Raw genomic sequence first — 23,717 nt, forward strand, 5'->3', positions numbered from 1 at the left:
AAAGCATCTATGTTGCCAAACTCATTGTGGTTTTAAATTTTTGGATTCTCATTAACAAGGCGATAACTCGTGTACAAAAATTTAAAACGCCTTGATTTTGACAAAAATATGCTTCTTATGCCGCACTCATAAATCATTAAAAAAAACCAAGTTCTTTCAAGCAAGCGGCCGTCCGGCTATGCCGCATGCCTGCAAGAACTTGGGCAATAATATTCTGAATCAATATTATCCGAAAAAAATGCCGTTGCGCAAAGAAATTCCTGAAATTTAACGGGCGAGCATTATGATCCTTTTTATAATATCATCCGCGACCGAAGTAAGCATCAACAGAGTACTTACCCGATCCTAAAAAGAATAGTCCGGCAAAACCCAAAAAATACAATAAGGCGAACTCTTTACTTGCTCCACCGCTTGCTGCAAATAACGGATCCGCCAAATGAACGGTTAAGACTGCAACTGCCATGGTAATCATTAAAGGAATAGATGCCAATCTGGTTCTCAGTCCAATCAGTATCATGATTCCGGCAATAAATTCGGCCAGCATTGCCAGTGTCAGGTTAATTGCCGGGCTGATCCCGAAAAGAGCCGGGAATTGAACGTTTCCGGACAGGAGCATTTGTAACTTGCCCAGTCCATGACCAAATACAATAAAAAATCCAAAACCAAGACGTAATATCAATGCCGCAAGGTCTTTTTCGTTTTTGAATAATGTTCTCATAATATTCTTGTTTTGTTAGAAATGTTTTTCTAAAAACCTGAAAAAAGAGAATTTGTTCAAAAACTATTCAATCCATACTTTATCCAATCGAAAGTTCACTTCTCTGTACGATCTGTTCAGTAACGAAACCTGAATAGATTCAATGGCATCAATGCTGAAATGAAGGGAAGTGTCTGTATCTGCATAAAATGGCAAAAAGGAGGGGAAAGAGATCTGTTATGGCCGCATAAAGGAATACCACATCGTTGACACCCTTTTGTAAGGGCTTCCCGCTTTCATCGACCCAAACTTTCAATTTGTCTGCCTCCCCGGGCGTTTTACGCGCAGCAGATGTAACTACCTCATTGTTTACATAGCCTTTGGCCGTAATTTCGCCAGGTTCAAAAGACAGAAGTTTAAAAGTAAACGGCGGATGTTTCAGATGTGTACTGATGCGATCGCTGTCCGGCTTTTGTCTGCCAAGAGATTTCCCGTTAACCAGCAATTCAACCTCATCGCAGTTGCTGTAAACTTTAACATCAGTAAAAGAGGGATCATTATAAAAGTTGGCTATTTCAATAAAAGGGCTGTAGAATTCTTCATTTACTTCAGGCTTAATATCGGCCTGGCTTTTATAGAAATAACAGGCAAACTTCGGAAGTCTGAAAATATCCATAATTCCCGAGGCCTCTATATCAGAAGCATACCCCCGGTTGTAGTCAAACATGAGCCAGTTGGCATCACCGCAGGCCGGCCCCTGCAGATTGCTGTTGTGCGCTTCCTGATAATTGAGGGCCTGTGCCTCTTCCTGAAAAAAGTAATGTCGCTTGTTGAAAGAAATGTTGAAAATCCCGACTTCTCAGTAGATATGATCAGTGAGACCCTGGGAATGAGCAGTACCCACCTTTACCGGAAACTCAAAGCCATAACCGGGCAATCCACTCGCGATATCATCAACAACTACCGCATGCAAAAGGCTGCCAACATGCTCAAAAACAAAGATGGAAACATTACCGAAATAATGTATGCCGTCGGTTATACCAGTTTATCAAGTTTCTCCAAAAGTTTTAAGGCCAAGTTCGGTGTGTCGCCGAAGGGGTATAAATGAGTTTGACAAAAATATGCTTTTATATCGTACCCATCAATAAAACCCTCTGAACAAGATATACTTAATGACCTCTTCCCGGCTTTATTCCTTTATATTACTTTCTTCTGCTGCCCTTCTTCTTTCGAGTTCGGCAATAATTTCATTCATTTTACTATCACTCAACTTGTAAAATATCATAACAGCACCGGAGATCAAGGCTGCAATACCCGGGATGAAACTCATCATGTATTTGATCCCTTCGATGGTATCCGGTGTTTGTTCCACATTAGCCTGAAACCCAAACAAGGCAAGAAGCCACATGGTGATGGAACCGCCCAGTGTCCATCCGAGCTTTTGCGACATACTGGAAGCCGAAAACACCAACCCTGTTGCCCGGCGGCCTGTTTTATACTGAGAATAATCGGCAGCATCGGCATACATCGACCACATCAACGGGAAAATAATCCCCGCGCAAAAGCTAATCAATGCCTGAAGCAGGTATATAAAAAAGTAATTTTCGCGGTTACAGAAATAGAATATGCCACTCAAAACAGCCGCCATGAACATGGCATAAATGAAAGTCCGTCTTTTCCCGATTCTGGCAGAAACAGGCTTGGCCATCATAACACCAATCATATTGGTAGCCTGCCCGAGGAATAAATAAAGGGTGCTGTATGTAAAAGTTGCAGAAGAAATGGCCAATGCGGTTTCGTCAATAACGTAGTATTTAAAATAGTACAATGCCACACTATCACGAACAGAATTAAAAATTAATGTCATGACTCCTGCTCCCAGAATAACAAACCACGGAACATTGCCGAGAAGGTTCTTAAAATCCTCTTTCAGGCTGCTTTGCTGATTTTTCGGGGGGTGAATACGTTCGCGTGTCCATGAAAAAGTCATCAGAAAAAAGCCGACTGCAATTATCCCGATGATTGTCATTGTAAGCTGGTAGGCAGTCTCTTTGCTAAAATTGATAACATTTTCAAAAAAATCGGCAGTAGGCTGAAAAATGGCGAACACCAGCAAACTACCTGCAAAAGCAAAAACCATACGATAAGAAGCAAAGCTGGTTCGCTCGTTAGGATCGGCTGTCATTACACCCAGCAAGCTGGCATAAGGCACATTGATAGCAGTATAGGCCATCATCATAAGCGTGTAGGTGACATAAGCATAAACGATCTTCCCGTTCACGCTGAGGTTGGGTGTAGTAAACAAAAGGACCCCTATAATAGCAAAAGGTACCGCGACCCAAAGCAGATAAGGACGGAACTTGCCCCACCTGGTGTTAGTGCGGTCTCCTATAATTCCCATGATGGGGTCATTTGCAGTATCCCAAATGCGTGTGACCAAAAACATGGTACCTACAGCGGCTGCCGGGATACCAAATACATCGGTGTAAAAAATAGCCAGGTAAGCGGTGAAAATCTTCCAATACATCGATGACGCGGCATCCCCGAAACCATAAGCAATTTTTTCCTTTAATTTTATGGCAGTATTACTCATGAAAATAGATTTAAATCCTCATTAACAATTAACTGACGCAGGTTTGAAAATTCTTAGTGCCTCAATGCCATCAACAAGTAGATAGCGGCAGATTCCTCAGGATAGTTTTGAGGTCACATGGTTTTGTGCGGCAACATATTGCAAACGTTGAATGCTTTCAATCAGTGCCCTGGTATTGTGATACGGACATTTCCAAAAACCGGCTTTCAGGCCGTTGCGATCAGGCTGCCCGTTATCGTAAACAATCCCGAACCATTCGCCTTTTTCATGGTCTATTACATGATTTTTAATGTAATTCCAGATTTTTCCGAACATTTCGCAATACACCGGTTCACCGGTATGCTCATAAGCATCCATTAACCCCACAAGAGCCTCAGCCTGCACCCACCAATGACGGTCTTTGTGCAACACTTCTTTTTTAATATCTTTTTCATAATAGAGAGAATTGTCGGGAGCCCACCCGTCTTTAATTACTACATTCACCATTTGCAATGTTTTACGACGTGTTTCTTTTTCGAGGTGATCATCTCCGATCAATCTGACCGCTTCATTAATGAGCCATGCCCCTTCGATATCGTGCCCAAAGGAAACAATGTCAGATTGCACCGTCCAATCCATGTCGAAAAACAAATGAAAATGCCAGGATTCCTGATTCAAAATATTATCAAGAAAGACTCTTACCAGGCCTTTTATTTTATTCCGAAGTTCATCTGTAGGCCATATACGAAACAGATTGGAATAGGGCTCCAAAATATGAAGGTGAGTATTCATGCTCTTGGGTGAATTGGCATCTCTGGGACTCAATCGCACATCTTCCATTTGCTTCCATTCCCGCGACAATGCTTCCAGATAGCCTCCATTTACAGGGTCAAAGCTGTGTGTTTCTATCAAGTCAAACAGTTTTACTGAAAGTTCAAGACTTTCGCGTTTCCCCGATGCTTTAAAATACTCGGAAAAGGCATAAATCCCAAATCCCTGCCCGTATATTTGTTTCCTTGGATTTATCACATCACCCTTGAAATCAACGGCCCAAAAAAGACCGTCATATTGGTTGTCCCAAAAATGGTTAACCAAATAATCAAAAGCCCGGTGAGCCAGCTTCAGGTATTGTTCATCTTTGAAAAAATTGTAAGCTGCGGAAAAAGTCCATAAAATTCTGGCATTCAAAACAACACCTTTGTCTGCCCCTGGTACCATTTTCCCTTCTGCATCTACTTCTCCGGCAAAACCTCCATGCTCATGATCGATGGTATGAAAACGCCAAAAATGAAGTATGTCTTCCAATTCTTTGTGAAGATCGTTCAGCAATTCGTCTTTTCCGTTCATTCTAATTTTTTCTTTTGAGTTTCTTCGAAAGTTTTGTTTTTGTCTATCAAACTGTTAATTGTCTCTACCGAGCGAGCACTGTAAAACTTATCCTGAGGCGTATTGATACAATAATCAATCAGTTGATCGATCGTTGAAGTAGCGACATGCAGGCGGGTGTCTGAGGAAGCATAATAAATATATACGGTACCATCGTCATCGGCAATCCAGCCGTTTGAAAAAAGTACGTTGGAAACATCACCCACGCGTTCTTCTCCAAGCGGCCCCATAAAATGACCGGCAGGTTTGTGAGTGACAATCCATGGTTTTTCAAGGTCGGTCATAAACATATAAAGCGTATACCGCAATCCGGCAGCTGTATTTCTGACACCATGCGCCAGATGTAACCATCCCTTCCCGGTACGAAGCGGTGCCGGACCGAGTCCGTTTTTTACTTCATAAACAGTATGATACCGTTTGGCATCAACAATTACTTCCTCTTTTATTGTTGCATGTTCAATATCGTCAGCCAGGCCAAATCCGATGCCACCGCCTTTCCCGGTATCAATAAACCCGTCCTGTGGACGCGTATAAAAGGCATATTTACCATCAATTTTGTGTGGAAATAAAACCACGTTACGCTGTTGACCTGTTGTTGAAACAAGATCGGGAAGGCGCTCCCAGTTTATCAGGTCTTTGGTTCTGGCAATTCCGGCAGCAGCAACGGCACTACTTGTATCCCCATCAGGGGCATCAGGGTCTTTACGTTCGGCGCAAAACACCCCGTAAACATACCCGTCATCATGCCTGGTAAGCCGCATATCATAGACATTTGTATCGGGTAATTCGTTCTGTGGCAAAGTAACGGGCCTGTCCCAAAAACGAAAATTATCAACGCCGTTTGAGCTTTCGGCAATTGCAAAAAACGATTTCCGGTCGTTGCCTTCAACCCTGACTGCCAGTACATATTTCCCGTTCCACTTAATGGCTCCGGCATTAAAAGTTGCATTAAAACCAATGCGCTCCATAAAATGCGGATTGGTTTCGGGATTCATATCAAACCGCCAGTGAAGGGGAACATATTCGCGTGTCAGGATGGGATATCTGTAACGATTGTAAATTCCATTTGTGCTAAACAACGGTTCATTCGGCCTTGTCAGCAATTTTTCATGCTCCCTCGACACTCTTTCAAGACGTTCTTTAAATAATTCATTCTTCATAGCCATATTTAATCTTAGATCACATAAGATTCAGAGATTATCCGATATCTATACAATTAGTCAACAGCATCGTGAACCGGGAAGTTGTGAGTTCGTGACTCTTTTTGTAACCCCGTAAATTATTCAAGCTTATTCTCCTTCTTAAATCGGTTCCAGTCTTCCAGTAACCAGACTTTTTCACGGCTGACGAATTTCTTAAAATCAGCAGCCGGGGAATGTCCTGGGTAAGTACTGAAAAAATGGGTTGTATCGGCATTCCTCCAAAGCATTACATAGGCAATTAACACCAGAAGCCAGGTCGTCCTGGTGTCCGAAAAGTATCCCTTTATTTTTATCCCGCTAAGCTGTTCAAAAAGCTTATCGGCAGGATTATGCGATAAATTTTCAGAAGGCTTGGTCACACATGAGGACAAAACATTCCCTAAAAGGAATAAGAAAACCAATTTTTTCATCGGTATAAAATTAATCTAAGTTATTGGTCTGATGGAACTCGCATGCAAGAACTTATACATGTTCTGTTGTGGGAAACTTTGCCATGCTCGATTCATCTGTATAAAATCAGTCTGAGATATTGGGGAAATAACTGCCTTTTCGGCTATTTTAATGGTTTCAGTCGCAACATAACAACATCATGTGAAGGTACAGTTGCAATAAAAGCCTTTTTGGTTTTACCAATATTCTTCCTGTTCCAGAGATTGCGTATTGAATATGTAACCTCATCAAATTTGGTCACGTAACCAAAAATCTCATCCATCACATTCTCATTTTTCCAGTCAAATTCTACCACTGCCGGTTCTGCACGCCTGTTAAGAAAACAAACTGCCCACTCTCCGTTTTTCAATGGCTTAAACCAGGTTTCCAGGCTGTCTTTACTGCTGTATTTAAAGCCCTGAACGCCCAAAGAATCCTGGTCAATAGCAATGACTTCTTCATTGGTAAGAATTTCAATGGTTTCTTCGGACATATTTCTCAGATCATTTCCGGCAATAAGGGGAGCTGCGAGCATAGCCCACATCGAAAAATGTGCACGATCTTCGTTAACAGTCAATCCGTTACCCACTTCCAGCATATCAGGGTCGTTCCAATGTCCGGGACCGGCATATTTGCGCAATCCCTCCTGCATATCCAGAATTTTCATTACACCCCAGGAGTACCAGCCCCCTTCATGTTGGTGTTTACAGTCCCAGCAAATAAAGATGTCGCCAGTGGTGCGCCACATGTGGGCAATGTCTGCGGCCCACTTCCAGGGTTCATTGTTGCCCCATTCGCACATGCTGAACAAAACAGGACGGCCTGCTTTATACAACGCATCACGCATTGTGGTATAAGCCCCGACAGGATTTATATTTTCAGTATTGCACCAGTCATATTTCAAATAGTCGATTCCCCATTTTGCATATTGAAGCGCATCCTGATACTCGTAGCCACGGCTGCCCGGGTACCCTCCACAGGTTTTAGTACCGGCATCAGAATAAATGCCCAGCTTCAGTCCCTTAGAATGAACGTAATCGGCGAGCGCTTTCATCCCGTTGGGAAAACGTGTGAAATCGGGATAGATAAAACCGAGACTGTCACGTCCGCCATGCCAGCAGTCGTCAATGACGATATATTCATAACCCGCGTCTTTCATACCACTTTCCACCATGGCATCCGCTATATCACGAATTATTTCTTCATTAATATTGCAGGCAAATTTATTCCAGCTGTTCCAACCCAATGGCGGAGTAAGTGCCAATTCTTCAAATTTTTGGGCTTGAATGCGAAACCCGAAAAGAAGAACAAAAAAAACAAGTAAACCCTTTTTAATAATCATATCGCGGATATTTGTAGTAATACAATCTTATTGCGAATTAATTTTCAACAAAATACCGGATTTTAAAGCTTTGTTACAAGTACAATCCTTTCAGTTGTTTGTATAATTCGCCCATTTGTAATCGTTGCAGAACAACTTGTCACAAATTAAAGAAGCATTATCAGGAAAAGCATTTTGCGTTCTAAGATGCTATATATCATTATGATTTAGCAATAAAAACCCCAAACCAAACAAAAGAATATCCGGTTCGGGGCTATTAATTCAATCTATACTATTTTATACCTTTAACATTATCGGGCCCTGCCTTAAGCCAAATTCATTGATGAGTGTAGTATAAAAAGCATATTTTTGTCAAAATCCAGGCGTTTTAAATTTTTGTACCAGAATTAGCTTGTTGTTAATGAGGATGTAAAAATTCAAAACAACAACGAGTTTGGCAACAAAGATGATTTTTATACCAGGCTCATTGATTTTCAAAAAAATATGCCTTTTATACCGCACTCATTATTTCAAATCGGGCATTTCATCTCTGGTAATCACAGCATCATGAGAAAACGCGTCTTCCCACCAGGTTATGTCGGCATGCGTATGGTTGGTTTCACTGAAATCCGCATCTCCGGGATCATTGGTACGTTCGTAGTCGTACCATGGCATAAACCAGGACCACAATGCACCACTGTTCCACTGCTCGGTAATGTTTGCAATGCTTCCCATTTCACTTAAAGTGACCATTTTTGTCGGGTAAGCGTCTTGTATTGCATCAAATTGTGACGCAATATCAGCAGCATCATTATTATTATAAATATCTCTGCCGATAATGTCGACATACTCATCACCGGGATAAAATTCATCATCTTTTGTCTGTGTAGTCCAAACCCAGATGAGATTGTTCAATCCCTGCTGTTGAAAATACTCAAACATATATGCCCATAAATTTTTAAAGGCCTGAGCACCATCGGCACCCCACCAAAACCAGGCTTTGCCTCCGTCGTATTCATAGATATTACCGGCTGCTTCATGCAACGGACGCCAGATTACAGGGATATTCTTGTTCTTCAATAAATTCAGATACCCTGCTATCTCTTCGAGGTCGGCATTTACTATATCGTTTTCCCAGGTTCCTTCAACAGTCGCGTTAGCAGCGCTGAAAGTCGTTTCGGAGGGCTTATAGGTATATTCAGTCGATCCCTCTGAAACCGGGACATTCCAGTGCCAGCAGGCACTAACAAGACCATTATTGGCCCACCAGTCTTCAACAACCTGCGTATCGGAATAATCGATCCAATTGGCAGGCGCAGCATTCAGATGAATATAATCAAATGTATTCATGGCCGGATATTTCCCGGTATGCTGATATACCCATTCGGCTTCATTGATGTTCCAGCTCACATTGGCAATAGCTCCTGAAATAATTTTTGAACCATAATTCTCTTTCAGGAAGTTGTACACATTTTGGACTTCGGAAGATGGGTTTGAAACAGTGAGGTCGGAGGTGATTTCGACAGGAGGCCTGGTAGTAAAAGAGAATGTTACATCATGCTCTGAAGGCACCCCAAAAGTGTTGACGACGGCCCCTGCCGGAACTGTCACCTCGTATTGAGTTCCATATTCGAGAGCTGCATCTATCAATATTTTTTTGAAGGAAGCATCTGCCGCAACCTGTTTACTATTTACAGAAATACCGTGATTCTCGACCAATTCCACAACCTCGTCAAAAGTAACAGAAACTTCTGCCGAAACATTTACATCCACGGCCCCGTCGACAGGCGATGTTGACTCTACAACAGGTGGAGGTTTCTTTTCTTCCGAATCATTCGAACAATACACAAAAAGAGGAAATGCCCAAAAAAGTATGCATATTCTTTTTATCATACTTCCATTATTTGAGTTAGTTAAAGAATAGCGACTGTGTAAAAACTCTGTGATACTCTGTGCGTACTTTGTGATACTCTGTGCGTACTTTGTGATACTCTGTGCAATTCATTGTTTCACAGAGATACACGGAGTTGGCACAGAGTCCCACAGAGTAAAAATTAGTCTTTTTAGAAACCTTCTTGAAATACACAAGAATCATTCTTTACGGAACCGGCTCAAATCTGAAATTATCCAGACTAATCCTGGTGAAATCCAAACCGGCGGGAGGTTGAGTAATGAGTCCCCAATCACCGCTGTTGGTGATATCACCAGTGATTCCTATATCATTAAGATTATAGGTTACAGTAACCCAACCGTCTCCGGTACCCCAGGTTCCGTCATCATTTTGGATGCCGAGTTTAAACCATTGGGAATCCTTGCCAGCAAGTTTTAACTGGAAATTATTTGAATCATCACTAATAGCCCCTTCGATCTTTACATCAATCTTGACAACATGATTATCAGCATCCACTTCGGGCTTTGGAAAGGCATCATGATGATTACATCCCCATACCCATTTCCAGTCCCATTCACCAAGCTGTGCATTGCCTTTCAGGTATTTACCAGATACGCCATTACCATCATCCATCAATGCACTGATACCACCCCAATTGTCCCAATCCAGACTATGTCCTTCCTCGTCAAAATCATTAAATACAAGATCGGGATAAAGAACCGGATCGACACCTCCAAAGAAAATTTCGGGTAAAAGACCTTCTTCCCCTTCATAAGTAATAACGCGAATCTGGCCGTTCCCTGTGGGGACATCTTCGGGCACATAAACCTCGACGCGGGTGTCGGTTTTCTCACCATAGGCAGTTGCCTTAATTTCGCCCGGAAAAACAAGTTCCTTTATTAAATCAAGATTCGAGCCCAGAATAGTCAGAATCTGACCAGGTGTTGCCTTGCTTTCCTCGTAACCGGTCACGTCCGGAAGATTGGAAAGGATTGTAACCGGTCCGGAAGATTCAACCTCAACGCCGTTAATAGCGACAAGAGTAATGACACCTGTTTCAGAACCTACTTTCACAGTAACGATTATTTCGGTTTCTGTTTGACTGGTAATTTCTCCTTCAACACCGCCCGAAAAAATCACCTTATCTACCAAATCCAGATTTTCGCCGGTAATGGTTAGCAAATTATTTGGTTTTATTTCTGAAGGACTAAACGATGTCAGAGAAGGGGCAAGAAAGTTAAGCTCATCGCCTGTTACTGATTTCTGTGCAAGAGTATTGAAAACAACTGCACCTGAAAGAGCCCCATCGGGAGTAGTAACAGTAATTTCGGCAGGTGTCCCTCCTTCAGCAATGACTCCTTCAAAACCTCCTTCAAATACGACAGAAGAAATAAGATCAAGATTTTCACCGGTAACCGTTATATCTTCACCGTTTTTTAATGTTAGCGGCACAATCGAATTGATGGTCGGAAGAAGCATTTGAAGTTCTGTTCCGGAAATTACTTCAACGCCGGAGAGAGGAAGTAACACAATATTTCCATCCCGGGTATTTAAAGGAACAGAAATAACTATTTGGTCAGCACTCTGGCTAACAAAATCATCAGAGCCGATCTCGATATCTCCTCCAAGCTTCAAAGATACAACAAGATCAAGATCGGAACCGGAAATAGTGAGTTCACTGCCAGCCTTAACCGGATTAGGCGAAATCTCATCAAATACAGGCAAAGTAATGTTCAACTCACTTTCGGAATAAACAATTACCGGCTCCTCTTCCCCGTTAGAAACACCAATAATACCGGTTTGAGCGGCTTCAGGAACCGTTACTTTCAGCTCTTTACGGCTCTGTGATTCGAAAAATGACGTATCGGCCACTACACGGTCGGTGAAGATCACCTCTTTCACCAGATTAAGGTAATCTCCATTTATGGTGAGAACTTCGCCAGGCCGAATGGTTGCCGGAGTGAATTCATCAATAGAGATGGGTTCTGAATAGCCTATAGGTGTTTTAGTTGTTATATCACCCTGGGGTGTTTTCAATACAACCAATCCCTCTTCGGCATTTTGTGGCACGGTAAGTGTTATTAACTCGGTTGTGCGGGTTGTAAATTCCGAGGCATCAATTTCAATGCCGTCAGGAATAATTATAGCCGTTACTTTATCAAGATTGTCACCGATGAACCTTAGTTCTGCTCCTCTGGCTATAGGCATTGGCCCATAGCTGAAGAGTTCAACTTTATCATTGCCTTCATCATCATCGTCTTCACATGATATGAAAAGCATACCGGCACCCAGTACAATAAGCATCAGTGCACTGAATGAATACCGTATATATTTATTGAATTTTGTTTGCATAACGATCAGATTAATAAATTATGAACTATTTTGGCACTACTCTTACATTATCAATGGCAAAGAACAAATCTTGTTCCAGGTCAGCTTCTAATGCAGGGCCCCATACAAAGAAGGTAAAGCCGCCAAAATCATCTGGATATGTCAATGAGAGGTCATTGACAGAAGCATCATGAGAAAACCTAAATTCAGTCATTGGGATAGAAACGGTTATCCATCCCTCAGTCTGAAAATTATCCTGCTGTTCGAACCATGGTCGCCACAAAGCACGTCCAAGACCGGCATCACTGTAATAGCTGTTACCTCCGTTAACGTCAGGAACATCCTGTGGTGTAAAAATACATTGCAGATAACCCACTGCCCAGGGATTAACCACGTTAACTTCAAACTTTAATGCCATATCGGAAAGACTATTATCCCCCAGTTCAAATAAGGGGTTCTTCTGAAGCGGATTATTAATCCAGGTTCCCCAAAGGTTCATGGCCAGATTGTCTTCCACCCAGCCCCAGTCTGTAAGAGTGCCTGAAAGTGCCAGATAATCACCTGAAACACCTTCGGGATTACTACCTTGCGTGTTTCCCGAACGCCACCCGGCACCAAACATTGTGTCGAAATCAAGAAAGACGTTTCTATCGTCGCGGAAGTAAAACGAAGAACGCGTTGAGCCATACATCGATTTAACGGTAACAGGACCCGAACCAACTCCTTCGGGGACAATAACACGAATCTCCTTAAGCGTATAACTTTCTACTTCTGCCTCAATATTTCCCGGGAAAAATACCTGCAACGGCTTCTCTTCGCTACCCAGAAAATAGTTGCCACGGATAATAGCCACGCCGCCTGCAGGCACATATTCACACTTCATAGAAGTAAGAAGAGGCTCCGGCACCTGAACCTGGAAATCGTATGTATATTCCAACCCTCCCCGTGTTACGAGTTTGATTTGATCCGTAACCTCTTCCGGAATGGTATTCGGAATAGTTACAATAATGGCATCATTGGTTATATAATTGACATTGAGTACAGCTTTCTGGTCATTAAACCATATCTCTACCACATTACCAAGGTCTTCGCCAACCAGGGCGATCGTACTTCCCAAATATGCACTGACCAACAAGGAATCTGAGGCCAGCGGGTCTGTAACCCGGACATATTTAATCTCCGGCATATCACCGGTTCCGTTGTCCGAATTGTCTTCGCAGGACTGAAAAACAGTCCCGGTCAACATTACGGCTAATAAAAGGAGTAAAAGCTTAAATGCAGTACTTCTTTTTAAAGGCTCTTTTATATTATTCATAACACAATATTATCTAAGTTGTTGTCTTTATTTATTTTATAACTCAATTTCACACTGTATCCAATCATTAATTTGATTCACTAATAATTATATCAGAATAAAAATTGATTTTTAAGGTCTAATGGAACTCCCATACAAGGTTTTATACATATTCATATTGCGACATGCTCAATTCATGAATAACCTATGTCTTTGGTCTAATAGCCTGTGAGTTTTTCTAATAAGGAATGGTACTAAAATCGAACGGTACCGGCTCCTTACTCAAATTGGGGTTCATAGACAAATCAATATCAGGGAACGGCAAAGTAAAGTCATCGCGTGTAATATTGACCTTAAATGAGTTTACGGCAATTTCTGAAGCATCGACTTCACCTTTGTAATATCCATAAATATCTCCTTCGTAACTTCCCCTTTCCTGTTGATTAATCCATTGGCGCGCTAATTCAGGCTTATAGTATGAGAGTCTGACATAGTCGTACCAGTTGTCGCCCTCTATTGCAAATTCTTTTCTCCTTTCATTGAATATTGTTTCAAATGTAAGACTCGTAACAGGATCGGCATCTGGTATAGCTCTTTGCCTCACAGCATTAAAATATTTCAACGCTTCAGTATCAGTAGTCGACTCGTTATTCCCCAAAATAGCTTCAGCATAAATGAGATAAACATCCGCTAATCGCAATATATGCGTTGCCAGGTCGGTTGCCATACGTTGTCCGAGGTTGCCGTTTTCAGCAGCATGATCGCCCTCATAATGTCCTACAATGTGCTTTACCATGAACGCACCTGTCGGGACACCAAAAGTAGCACCTGCAACATTATTGTCATTATCCATCGTTGCAGTGAATCCACCAACATGCCGCCAGAAATAATCATAATGATCGTTCCACATCATCATGGTTGCTTTTCGTCTTGTATCATCATTTTGGCGCGTTGGACTAAGAGCATCTTCTCCAAACAGGTTTTGCAAATCAATTGTAACACCTCGCCATGAGCCCCATGTATCACCGGCAATACCGGTAAAATTGTTAAGCGCTACATCGGATTGAATGGAGTTTTGAGAGGTCCATGTATTAGAAATAGTCCACCGCCACGAAATCAGATTTTCAGAGTTATAATTACCGGTACTAATACGGAAAAGGTTACTGTATACAGGCTCAAGCGTCCCGGGATATTCATCAATTACAGTTTTAGCATATTGTTTAGCAAGGTCAAGATACTGCTGGTCCCTGCTTCCGTTCATTCCGAGCCCGGATCTGGTCAGATAGACTTTAGCCAGCAGGCCCATTGCAGAATACTTATTAATTCGTCCTTCCCGGTTATCGGCAGGCAACAACTCAATGGCCCTCAAAAGGGTTCGTTCAATGTACTCATATACATCTTCAAGATTGTTTCTTCGAAGGTCTGTCGCTGTTCCGGCACCAATTATTTCAGTATTACTGTGAATTATCGGAACTGCACCCCATATTCTTGCCAGGTAAAAGTAAGCTAACGCTTTAAAAGTCATCGCTTCTCCAGTAACCGTATTTTTTACTTCCGGACTGACACCGGAACCAGATTTGGAAGCAATATTTTCTATAACAGCATTGCAGTGTCCGTTAACCAGCCATAAAGAATTGGATGCATTCACCAAATCCTCATTGGTTGAGTTCAGGTTAAAATTCTGATAAATGGTTTCAGTTCCGGTATAAATATTTCCGGCCAACTGATCTCCGATCCATAGAAAACCTCTTTGAAAATCATACCATGGCGAGTTATACAGAACGTTGGCCGCCTGAAAGCACTGTTCTTCCGTTTGATAAAAATTATCAATTGTGTAGGAGTCCTCTGTAGGTCGGTGCAAAAAATCTTCACAGGATGTAGCAGTAAGAAGTAAAACTGCCAGGACTCCAATTGTTTTATATTTTAATACATTCTTCATACGAATCAATTTTTGTTGTTTTAATCCAACAGGAACCTTCATCAACAATAACCCGTAGTTTTTTGGGTAACTTTTAAAATATCGGGATCCTATTCAGAAATCTTCTAAAACGCAACGTCCAATCCAAACATAAAAATGCGAGGTGCCGGGTAACGGCCGTTGTCAAGTCCGTAAACGTTCGCACTTGTCTGGCTGGCGCCAATTTCGGGATCAAACCCGGAATAATTTGTAATAGTATACAAGTTCTGAACCCCGGCAGTGACTTTCAGATTGTCTACACCATATCGGTTAATAATTCTTTTAGGGACAGAATAAGAAAGCGACACGTTTCTAAATCTCAGGTAGGAACCATCTTCAATGTACCGATCAGAAATTCTTGTGTTATCATTAGGATCTCCGGCGATGGCTCTTGGCATATTATCTTTCCCCATCTGAACAATCTGAACATTATCGATATCGTTGTACCATCCTTCAACATCCTCAATTGGTCCAAGAATGGTTCGTTCGGTAACTTCTGAAAGTTGGTTGTCCCACAAATTGTCCATACTTGTAAGACTTCTTCCGATATAGTTCAGTACCTTATTGCCATAATTTCCGTTTATAAAAACTGTCAACTCCAAATTCCTGTACCGGAAAGTGTTATTCCAGCCATAAGAAAAGGTTGGCCAGGGTGACCCCAAAAACGTTCGGTCGTATTGATCAATGACACCGTCAGGTTTACCATTGGGACCTGAAATATCTTTAAATTTCAGATCGCCAACCCACGTAGTGGTGGCGCGATCCCATATAAGTTCGCCTGTATCTTCGTTAACTGATGGAAAAGCTTCCTGACGTGGACTGTTAATAATGTCTTCTTTACTCGTAAAAATACCATCTACCTTATAGCCATAAAAACCATAAAGAGATTGCCCTATCTCGGTAAGGGTTACAACGTCACTCCATTGTCCATATCCTTCAATATGGGCTGATGGAGAATCTGTTAAGCCCAACAATGTGTTATCATTCATTGTAAAGGTTATATTGCTCTCCCACATGAACAATGGCCGGGCAACAGGAACGGCGTTAAAAGTAATCTCAACCCCTTTGTTACGTATTTCTCCAAAGTTTCCCATTGGAGGATTCAGGCGTGACGAAGCATTACCCCTTGTACCCATATAGGAAGGTAACTGCATGGACATCAACATGTCTGTCGATGTTTTGTGATAAAGATCTATAACAACATCGATACGGTTTCTAAACAGGCCAAAATCGATTCCGAGATTGTACTGTTCCTGCTCTTCCCACTGGATATAGGGGTTTGCAATATTACTCTGCCGATACCCCATTCCAAGTCCGGTAGGCATTTTTGTAATCGATGCTCCCCACTGGTAACCGCCGATATCCGCGTTTCCTGTCTGCCCCCAGCCTGCACGTATCTTAAAGCTGTTTACAATAGGGCTGATACCATCCCAGAATGGCTCATCCGAAACTCTCCACATAGCAGATGTTGCATGAAATGGCGCCCATCTGTTTTCAGGACCAAAATTTGAAGAGCCGTCATACCGGAAGGTATAAGTTAAATAGTATTTTCTGTTGTAATTGTAATTGGCGCGGGTAAAAAAGGATGCCATTGAACCGCTTCCAAAACCTGAACCAACAGTCATGGTGTTATTCTCGCCGAGACTTGGCGAGTGGACTTCATTACTAGGCAGGGCATTACTTGTTCCACTCAGGTATTCCCATGAAGATTCAGATACTTCCTGTCCAACCATAACTGTTGGATTGTGATTGCCGAACGATCTGCTATAAGTTAAATAGTTCTTCAACTCCCAGTATCTGTTTTTGTTATATTGCCAGCGCGAACTGTTTTGTGTATTACTGACATTTCCGTACTGATAGGTTGGAAGAAACGTATATGCATCCGTGTTGCCAATATTAAGAGAAGCCTCGGTACGTAAGTCAAGGCCTTCGATGAAAGTAATATCACTATAAATATTACCGATAAAATTGGTCCTTTCAAGTCTTATTTCTTCATCAAGCGCTTTAGCGATTGGATTAATTTTGCCTGGCGATCCTTCTCTTTCATCACCAGACCACGATCCATCTACGTTATAGACAGGAACATCGGGCGAAGTCTTTAAAGCGACATTAATGATTCCTTCGTCACTGTTGTTCAGCCCCAGGTCATCCTCCGACTGTGCGAAAGTTAAATTTGTTCCGACATCCCACCAATCCTTCAATTCAACATCAAGATTAACACGCCCGGTGAAACGATCGTATCCACTACCAACCACTATCCCTTCCTGGTCAAAATAACTACCGGAAATAAAATACCGGCTCTTTTCTGTTCCGCCACTGGCACTAATTTGATGTTTCTGCATAGGAGCGGATTGAAAAACAGCTTCCTGCCAATCTGTGCCCTCACCTAACAAGCCGGGGTCCAACAATTCCTCACGGGATTCCCTTCCGTCAGTTTCGGCAGCAATATTGTTACTGTATTCTGCATATTCACGCAAATTCAATACGTCGATCCGTTTGGCTTGTTCCTGAATCCCGTACTCAAAATTGTAGTTAAACCTCGGTTCACCGGTTTTCCCTCTCCTTGTTGTGATGAGTACTACACCATTGGCACCTCTTGAACCGTAAATGGCGGTTGCGGAAGCATCCTTTAAAATTTCCATGGATTCAATATCAGAGGGGTTGATGCTTGACAATCCGCCGCCAAAAGTACTAACCGGACCATTCCCAAGCCGGTCGCCAATTCCAACGTCATGACCACCCTGAATAACATTTTGGATAGGTACTCCATCTACTACATAGAGAGGTTCTGCCGCACCTGAGCTCAAAGTGCTTTGCCCCCGTATCCGGATAGAAACAGATGCACCTGGCTGGCCGGAAGTAGTAATAGCCGTTACGCCGGCAGCGCGTCCCTGAAGGGCCTGATCAAGATTGGCCGACATGGTTTCTTCAAGGTCATCCCCACTCACAGAAACACTGGCTGTGGAAACATCGCTTTTTTTCATTGTACCGTAACCAACAACCACAACTTCATCTATGGCCCTTGTTTCAGGTACCATCTGAACATCAACAACCGAACGGGTTCCAACCTCAATGGACTGGTTTTTAAACCCGATGAAGGAAAATCTTAACACATCCTGTCCTTCCTCAAGAGTAATACTGTAATTTCCGTCAATATCAGTAATGGTACCGGATGTAGTCCCCTGAATAAGGACGGAAACACCGGGTAGTGGCGCCCCGGTTTCATCGGTAACGTTACCCGTTACGGTTCTTTCCTGCCCAAAAGTTAAAAAATGAAAGGCAAGAAAAAACATCACTAAAAAAAACCGCAGATTTTTTCTCATAAGTAAAAAATTAAAATTCAACTGAGTTTAGGTGTGAAAAATACACTTTTATATAAATACAAATGTATGTTAACAAATACTTAATTGCTAATATTATTTTATCACTTTCTATCAAAATTTAATAAATTGTATTCCTGAAAAGAAAAAGCGTGAATATAAAAGAGAATAGACCTACAAACTGTTATTGCAACATTTAAAACAAAATGAGGAAAATAAGAAATACAATCTGTAAAGAAAAAAATTAAAGCAAGACGAAGCCAAACACAAATTTCGGTTTAATGATACATACTATTTTATCATTAAAAATAGTGAATCAATGTAAAATACAGATTACAACCGCACTATAGGCTGGATAATAATCAAACTATACTGGATAGACTGTGTCTTTAGCACCAGTTAAATTTTTATATTATTAATGAAATAAAAATATATTTCAGAAAAAAATAATTATCAAAAGCAAAATATGTGTTGTTACCTCTATTACCGAACTTACAAAGGAGTAGACAAATTCATATCAGACATAGTACGTTGCAAATAAAGTGAAATAAGGTAGAAAACATTGAAAAAGTAATTTTAATATATTTACGCTTTTTAACATTTAAATTATCCATTTTGGTCAAAATGCCACAGATGATAATGCAATAACAACATGTACTGACAAAAATATATCAATTGCCTAATTTTTTTAATCAAACATTACTTCTCCTTCAATTTCCACCAGCAGATCATCACGACAAACATCGGCTTTGACAAAGACCATGGGCGTTCCCGGATATATCTGTTCACACATATTGCGCACCGGTGCGAAGTCTTTTTCATACTTAACATAGATGCGGAGCAACAGATAGTTAGCTGAAGTAGTTACAAAATCGGGAACATGCTTTTTTATATTGTTTGAATCTGTAAGGGTTTTGATATGCCTAACGGTTGTATCAATTTGTCTCTTCAAATCATTAACTCCTACAGTTTTCTCGCCGACAATAGATGCCGTACCTGAGACAAACAATGTTGTATTACCGGGGAAGGCAAGCAGACGGGCCCGTTCAAACTGCGGAGGTTCTTTTTTGTTACGATTTGACAAGGCTACTCCTACAAGAACATCCTGTCCATAAGCGTAAGGATTCTGTTGATGCTCATTATCAACAGGGACATTTATAACTTCTTTATATTCTTCAACTGCATAAAAATCGATAGATACTCCTTGAGCCGATGTTCCAATACCAGTGGCAGCAGGAAAATCTTTCCCATTCCTGTACTTCTTATAATACTGACTTCTTACCTCATTAAATACCTGGTAGTTTTGTATTGCTTTTCCTCCCCTGCGCTCTATATGAAGTATGTGTCCGATATAATTCCATTGACGGACAACGTTGTCCATGTTCATGCCCTCATTCTCGAGAACTTGAAGCATATCGGTAAAAGCTCCGGAAGAATCCTCTTTGACATCCCCTGAAGAAAAATTTTTACTTCCCATACCACATGCCCAAATCTCTTTATGGAATGAATCTCTGACAACAGTATAGAACAAATCATTCACTTCCTTAAAAGTTATTTCAACCTCACCAGAGGACATTGTTCCCGCTTCTATGGTGACATGAAATCCATTTTCCGGTTTTTGGGCCAAAACTGTATGTGCCGGGACTTCATCTTTAAATTGCTCAATAATGTCATTGATAATGATAGTCCGATAGCGCAGATACTTTTCTTCCTCTTCGGCATCAATAAAAACCACCAGTTTGAATAATTTATTGCTTCTGCCCATTTCCCTGAGCTGGGCGAGGCAGCTTTGCCATTCTCCTTCTATATCCTGCTCTTCTGCAGGGGTAATTATTTGATAGGTTCGATTCATTCTTAAAAATCTCTTTCTAATAAGTTTACTTCTAAATAACAAAAATTTTCCCCTTTCCTTTTCCCTTTTGTGGACACTACATTCAACAAATCTCAATCATTGAACTTTTATTCCTTCCATGTTGTAGGCTTCTTCAATTTCTTTTACTGACAAAGAGATATTATCATCAACAAATTCGGGAATATTAAAAGAATAAAATGAATTCAAATAAAAATTCGGATCTTTTTGAGGAAGCAAGAATGGTTTGCCCGCTTTTCCATCATTTCCTATCCAGGCAAAATAAGGCATTGTATATAGCCCATTTACTCTACGGCTGCTAAACACCGCCCAATTTGAATTAGAAGACCATGAGTGATAACTCTCGGTATCATTGCTATTAACTTGCTCAAGTGGTCTATACCTCCCTGTCTCAAGATTGAGAAGATAAAGGTCGGCTTCTTTATGCCAAATTGAAAAATTGCCGTAGTCTGCAAGAGTGAACATTAAAAATTTCCCATTAGGTGATATCCTTGGAAATGTAACACTCTGGTCAGTGTCGGAAACACGAACCAGGGTGTCAACTTTTGTTCCTAACTCCCCTGTTGCTGGATCAAATTCAATTCTGCAAAGATTATATTTTACATCCTGATAGTCAGCAGGCATTTTTGTTGCTTTTGATGAGCAAAAATACAAATACTTCCCATCAGGAGAAAAGGTTGGAAAGGTCTCAAACCAGTCCTTCGATATCAATTTTTTATCTGTAATAACCTTATTGTCCCGAGTATCATAAATAACAACATCAGACTTTGAATCAAAAACTTCAATTCTCTTTTCTTTAGTTGCATGAAAAGCCTGAGCTGTTTTGTTAATAGAGAATGCGATATATCGACCTCCCGGATGCCAATAAGGATATTGAAACCCGGAATATAACTGGTCTGGTTTTGAGTTAATTTTAATCACCCCGGAATCATTGGTAATAAAAGTTCCTCCGTTCTTTCCACGCAGATGAAACATCATTTGTTCATGATCTCGTTCACGGAAGGAATGACAATTCATGCAAGCACCAGGAAAAAGTCTGTTAGTAACCACCTCTGTTTGCCTGAAATCCTCAAGTGAACGTTGATAAATTCCCATACTGCTCCACACCTGATACCCGGGAGCAATCAATCGGTAGACAAGATATGGGTCAATTGGTTCTTTTTTAACAAAGACAGAAAAGGGGTTGAATGCAATCCATCCACTGTCGCTCTTCGCAAAAACGTTAACCCCAATCGCACGACCAACATTACTCTCTAACAATGTTTCCCATTCGATTTTATCGAAATCAGCATATTTATTACTTTCTGAAACCAATACTTTATTTTTTCCTCTAACCTCGACATATATCTCAGAGAAATGATCAGTAAGTTTAAAATTCAACGGAGCTATATTAACAGGAATAGTTACATTAACATAGTCCGGGAATATTGAAGGATATTCAGAAGTTTGAAAAGCATTTTCAGGCTTTTGGCTACAGGCCACTATCAACAGTATAAATCCTGCTGTTATAAAAAATCGTCTCATAATTACTCCCTCCTTGTTGTCATGATTTCAATTATCATCGATAATGATAGTAATACCAAAATGAATCAGAAAACTCCTTTTCTAATAATTTCTGAGCATTGGGATAACGGGTATAAATATCCACATATTCGTACAATCGGTTCTTTGTCCTCTCTTCAATAGGAAAATTACTTTGTTCCACAGCCTCTTGTGATTTAAGTCCCAATACATACAAAACTGCTTCCTGAAAAGCTACCGGAAGATACTTGTAATTCATCTCATGCCCAAGATGTACATATTTCATAAACGATTCGATATCTTTTCTTACAAGATAATAAGACATAAGATACTCAAAAGCCATCTTGTGATCCGGATGATCTCGCAAAAGAGCAAGTAATATCTGATCCATATTCTCCACTGAGAAAAAATAGTCCTGTATAGGCCTTAGTCTTCTTTTTTCACCCCAGTCGGGATGATTATTAATTTTGCTTTCGTTGTAGAGATAGTCTTCGGCTTGCTCAGCCCAGTCTTTATAGAAAAATGTTTTCTTGAGCAACTGAATGTATTTGTTAGCCAATTCATAATCACCATTGATAATTGCAACATCCGTCAATCTTTGCAATGACCTGGTGGACTTTCTCAAGTCCGGCATCGCCTCGGTTGCCTCAAAAATATATTGCTGCGAGACGTTGACTAATCCAATATGATAATAAGTTTCATTCCCGATCATCGCGCTTAATTGTTCCCTCTCATATGGAAGAAATAGTCCGACCGGCCCAATTTGCTCAAAATGAAATAACCGCTCGCCTAATTGGTTGGTTTTTGCAAGGGCCAAATTTAAATAATTCACCGCAAACGCGTTCCTGGGGAGGCGATTTTCACATAGACTTATTATTTCTTCCCAATTATTATGGCGAACATGATAATCAAGTTTTTTAATATATTCTGCTTTGGGATTAGCGAACAAACTATGCCCGCCTAAAAAAACCAACAATAAAAAAGCAACCTGAATAATATAAAGAGTATTTCTTCTTCCCCTGTTTATAATTTTTTTGTCAAAATAAAGAACTATTGGCAATGAAATTGCTATCAAAATCCAAATCAAGACAACAGGAAATGGGAAAACCGTGGATATTTTATGAAAATGTTCTGTTATATATGCCTGAAGCACAGGCACCGGATCGTAATGTAACCTATAAATGACCGGTAAAAATACAGCAAGCAAAATTTCCAGGACTAAGCAACTCCATAACCATCCCTTTATTCCTATACTACTTCCCCTTTTAACAAATTCAAACGACAATGTAAATAACACAAATAGAATATAACTACCCCCGGCAGTAAAATAAACTAAAAGAACAATCAGCAGTCCCACAATTGAGCGTATCCTGAAATCCCTGATAGCCGTATACAGCAAAACTCCGGTCAAAGCAATTACAACGGAAATAAGTCCGCTCAAAAGATAAAACTCTTCACTTAATATTGTACAATACCATATAGAGGGCAAAAAGCTTAGTATGTAAAAATGACTTGCTCCGGGAACCGATCTTTTTAAGATTTTCCAAAAAAGTTGCTGCAAACTCAAAAGCCAGAATAGTATAATAACAGGTCCTCCAAAAGGAATAATGTAAAATTGTGTGAAAAACTCTCCTAAATATCCCGACAATCCACCAGCCGTAGATATAGAATTAAAAAAATAATCCCGGCTAAAAAGAAACAACTGAAGCGGCTCCTGAAAAAAAAGAGAATAAGGATAACCAAATTGCCAAAAAACAATCACTAATAAACTAAAAAACAAAAGAAACCATTGTCGGTGATATGTTTTAAAAAAAGAAATCCACATTTTTAAACGAACCGTCATATCATAATAGTTTTAATATCCTCCCTAATAAGTGTCTGTCCATAAAGTGCCATTTACTGTGTTACGCTCGTCCGAAAATTACT

At 40.7% G+C, this 23,717-nt stretch carries 16 protein-coding genes; 1 reads left to right on the top strand and 15 read right to left on the bottom strand.

Translation table 11 applies throughout. The annotated features are described in order from the left end of the window. Positions 1–301 precede the first annotated feature (301 nt). On the bottom strand, positions 302–718 hold the full coding sequence (locus tag ATH1_RS0118390; protein WP_010420052.1) for a DoxX family protein: 417 nt from the start codon (positions 716–718) through the stop codon (positions 302–304). Positions 719–866: 148 nt separating this feature from the next. After that, positions 867–1,424 carry a DUF4982 domain-containing protein gene (locus tag ATH1_RS0118395; protein ID WP_010420050.1) on the bottom strand — a complete coding sequence of 186 codons (558 nt, stop codon included), beginning with the start codon at positions 1,422–1,424 and terminating at the stop codon, positions 867–869. Positions 1,425–1,469: 45 nt separating this feature from the next. Here ATH1_RS0118395 and ATH1_RS0118400 point away from each other — a divergent pair, with 45 nt between their 5' ends. Continuing rightward, on the top strand, positions 1,470–1,805 hold the full coding sequence (locus ATH1_RS0118400; protein ID WP_245531748.1) for a helix-turn-helix domain-containing protein: 336 nt from the start codon (positions 1,470–1,472) through the stop codon (positions 1,803–1,805). An 81-nt stretch (positions 1,806–1,886) separates the two neighbouring features. Here the strand turns inward: ATH1_RS0118400 and ATH1_RS0118405 are convergent, their stop codons facing one another. The 13 genes from ATH1_RS0118405 to ATH1_RS0118470 all read right to left on the bottom strand — a co-directional run bounded on the left by ATH1_RS0118405 (position 1,887) and on the right by ATH1_RS0118470 (position 23,634). Then, positions 1,887–3,290 (bottom strand): MFS transporter, encoded by a 1,404-nt coding sequence (locus ATH1_RS0118405; protein WP_010420046.1) that lies wholly within the window; start codon positions 3,288–3,290, stop codon positions 1,887–1,889. A 96-nt stretch (positions 3,291–3,386) separates the two neighbouring features. Next, positions 3,387–4,616: an AGE family epimerase/isomerase gene (locus tag ATH1_RS0118410; protein WP_010420044.1), complete on the bottom strand. Its 1,230-nt coding sequence runs from the start codon at positions 4,614–4,616 to the stop codon at positions 3,387–3,389. Then, entirely contained in the window at positions 4,613–5,815 is a 1,203-nt protein-coding gene (locus tag ATH1_RS0118415; protein ID WP_139035304.1) for a glycoside hydrolase family 130 protein, read from the bottom strand. The genes ATH1_RS0118410 and ATH1_RS0118415 overlap by 4 nt, the downstream gene beginning before the upstream one ends. A 119-nt stretch (positions 5,816–5,934) precedes the next feature. Further along, positions 5,935–6,267 (bottom strand): hypothetical protein, encoded by a 333-nt coding sequence (locus tag ATH1_RS0118420; RefSeq protein WP_010420041.1) that lies wholly within the window; start codon positions 6,265–6,267, stop codon positions 5,935–5,937. Positions 6,268–6,410: 143 nt separating this feature from the next. Continuing rightward, positions 6,411–7,628: a glycoside hydrolase family 27 protein gene (locus ATH1_RS0118425; protein ID WP_010420039.1), complete on the bottom strand. Its 1,218-nt coding sequence runs from the start codon at positions 7,626–7,628 to the stop codon at positions 6,411–6,413. A 504-nt stretch (positions 7,629–8,132) separates the two neighbouring features. Next, positions 8,133–9,500 carry a glycosyl hydrolase gene (locus ATH1_RS0118435; RefSeq protein ID WP_010420035.1) on the bottom strand — a complete coding sequence of 456 codons (1,368 nt, stop codon included), beginning with the start codon at positions 9,498–9,500 and terminating at the stop codon, positions 8,133–8,135. 205 nt (positions 9,501–9,705) lie between these two features. After that, the gene (locus tag ATH1_RS0118440; RefSeq protein ID WP_010420033.1) at positions 9,706–11,850 is read right to left on the bottom strand and encodes an IPT/TIG domain-containing protein; all 2,145 of its coding nucleotides are present in this window, start codon (positions 11,848–11,850) and stop codon (positions 9,706–9,708) included. Positions 11,851–11,875: 25 nt separating this feature from the next. Then, entirely contained in the window at positions 11,876–13,144 is a 1,269-nt protein-coding gene (locus ATH1_RS0118445) for a glycan-binding surface protein (protein WP_010425108.1), read from the bottom strand. 217 nt (positions 13,145–13,361) lie between these two features. Continuing rightward, positions 13,362–15,062 (bottom strand): RagB/SusD family nutrient uptake outer membrane protein, encoded by a 1,701-nt coding sequence (locus tag ATH1_RS0118450; protein ID WP_026055363.1) that lies wholly within the window; start codon positions 15,060–15,062, stop codon positions 13,362–13,364. Between the two features lie 104 nt (positions 15,063–15,166). Next, positions 15,167–18,403, bottom strand: a complete 3,237-nt coding sequence (locus tag ATH1_RS0118455) for a SusC/RagA family TonB-linked outer membrane protein (protein WP_029164030.1) — start codon at positions 18,401–18,403, stop codon at positions 15,167–15,169. A 685-nt stretch (positions 18,404–19,088) separates the two neighbouring features. Continuing rightward, complete coding sequence (locus ATH1_RS0118460) at positions 19,089–20,252, bottom strand: chorismate transformation FkbO/Hyg5 family protein (protein ID WP_010420025.1); 1,164 nt, start codon at positions 20,250–20,252, stop codon at positions 19,089–19,091. A 96-nt stretch (positions 20,253–20,348) separates the two neighbouring features. Continuing rightward, positions 20,349–21,650, bottom strand: a complete 1,302-nt coding sequence (locus ATH1_RS0118465; protein ID WP_245531747.1) for a TolB family protein — start codon at positions 21,648–21,650, stop codon at positions 20,349–20,351. 178 nt (positions 21,651–21,828) lie between these two features. Next, positions 21,829–23,634, bottom strand: coding sequence for a DUF6057 family protein (locus ATH1_RS0118470; protein ID WP_010420019.1), 1,806 nt, complete (start codon positions 23,632–23,634; stop codon positions 21,829–21,831). Positions 23,635–23,717: the final 83 nt, after the last annotated feature.

The organism is Anaerophaga thermohalophila DSM 12881 (assembly GCF_000191885.1).
In the GTDB taxonomy this organism is placed as follows: Bacteria; Bacteroidota; Bacteroidia; order Bacteroidales; family Marinilabiliaceae; genus Anaerophaga; species Anaerophaga thermohalophila.

Bases quoted from the DNA above. Each gene is read 5' to 3' on its own strand.
- ATH1_RS0118390 (WP_010420052.1), bottom strand. From the start codon at position 718: ATGAGAACATTATTCAAAAACGAAAAAGACCTTGCGGCATTGATATTA.
- ATH1_RS0118395 (WP_010420050.1), bottom strand. From the start codon at position 1,424: ATGTTTGACTACAACCGGGGGTATGCTTCTGATATAGAGGCCTCGGGA.
- ATH1_RS0118405 (WP_010420046.1), bottom strand. From the start codon at position 3,290: ATGAGTAATACTGCCATAAAATTAAAGGAAAAAATTGCTTATGGTTTC.
- ATH1_RS0118410 (WP_010420044.1), bottom strand. From the start codon at position 4,616: ATGAACGGAAAAGACGAATTGCTGAACGATCTTCACAAAGAATTGGAA.
- ATH1_RS0118415 (WP_139035304.1), bottom strand. From the start codon at position 5,815: ATGAAGAATGAATTATTTAAAGAACGTCTTGAAAGAGTGTCGAGGGAG.
- ATH1_RS0118420 (WP_010420041.1), bottom strand. From the start codon at position 6,267: ATGAAAAAATTGGTTTTCTTATTCCTTTTAGGGAATGTTTTGTCCTCA.
- ATH1_RS0118425 (WP_010420039.1), bottom strand. From the start codon at position 7,628: ATGATTATTAAAAAGGGTTTACTTGTTTTTTTTGTTCTTCTTTTCGGG.
- ATH1_RS0118435 (WP_010420035.1), bottom strand. From the start codon at position 9,500: ATGATAAAAAGAATATGCATACTTTTTTGGGCATTTCCTCTTTTTGTG.
- ATH1_RS0118440 (WP_010420033.1), bottom strand. From the start codon at position 11,850: ATGCAAACAAAATTCAATAAATATATACGGTATTCATTCAGTGCACTG.
- ATH1_RS0118445 (WP_010425108.1), bottom strand. From the start codon at position 13,144: ATGAATAATATAAAAGAGCCTTTAAAAAGAAGTACTGCATTTAAGCTT.
- ATH1_RS0118450 (WP_026055363.1), bottom strand. From the start codon at position 15,062: ATGAAGAATGTATTAAAATATAAAACAATTGGAGTCCTGGCAGTTTTA.
- ATH1_RS0118455 (WP_029164030.1), bottom strand. From the start codon at position 18,403: ATGAGAAAAAATCTGCGGTTTTTTTTAGTGATGTTTTTTCTTGCCTTT.
- ATH1_RS0118460 (WP_010420025.1), bottom strand. From the start codon at position 20,252: ATGAATCGAACCTATCAAATAATTACCCCTGCAGAAGAGCAGGATATA.
- ATH1_RS0118470 (WP_010420019.1), bottom strand. From the start codon at position 23,634: ATGACGGTTCGTTTAAAAATGTGGATTTCTTTTTTTAAAACATATCAC.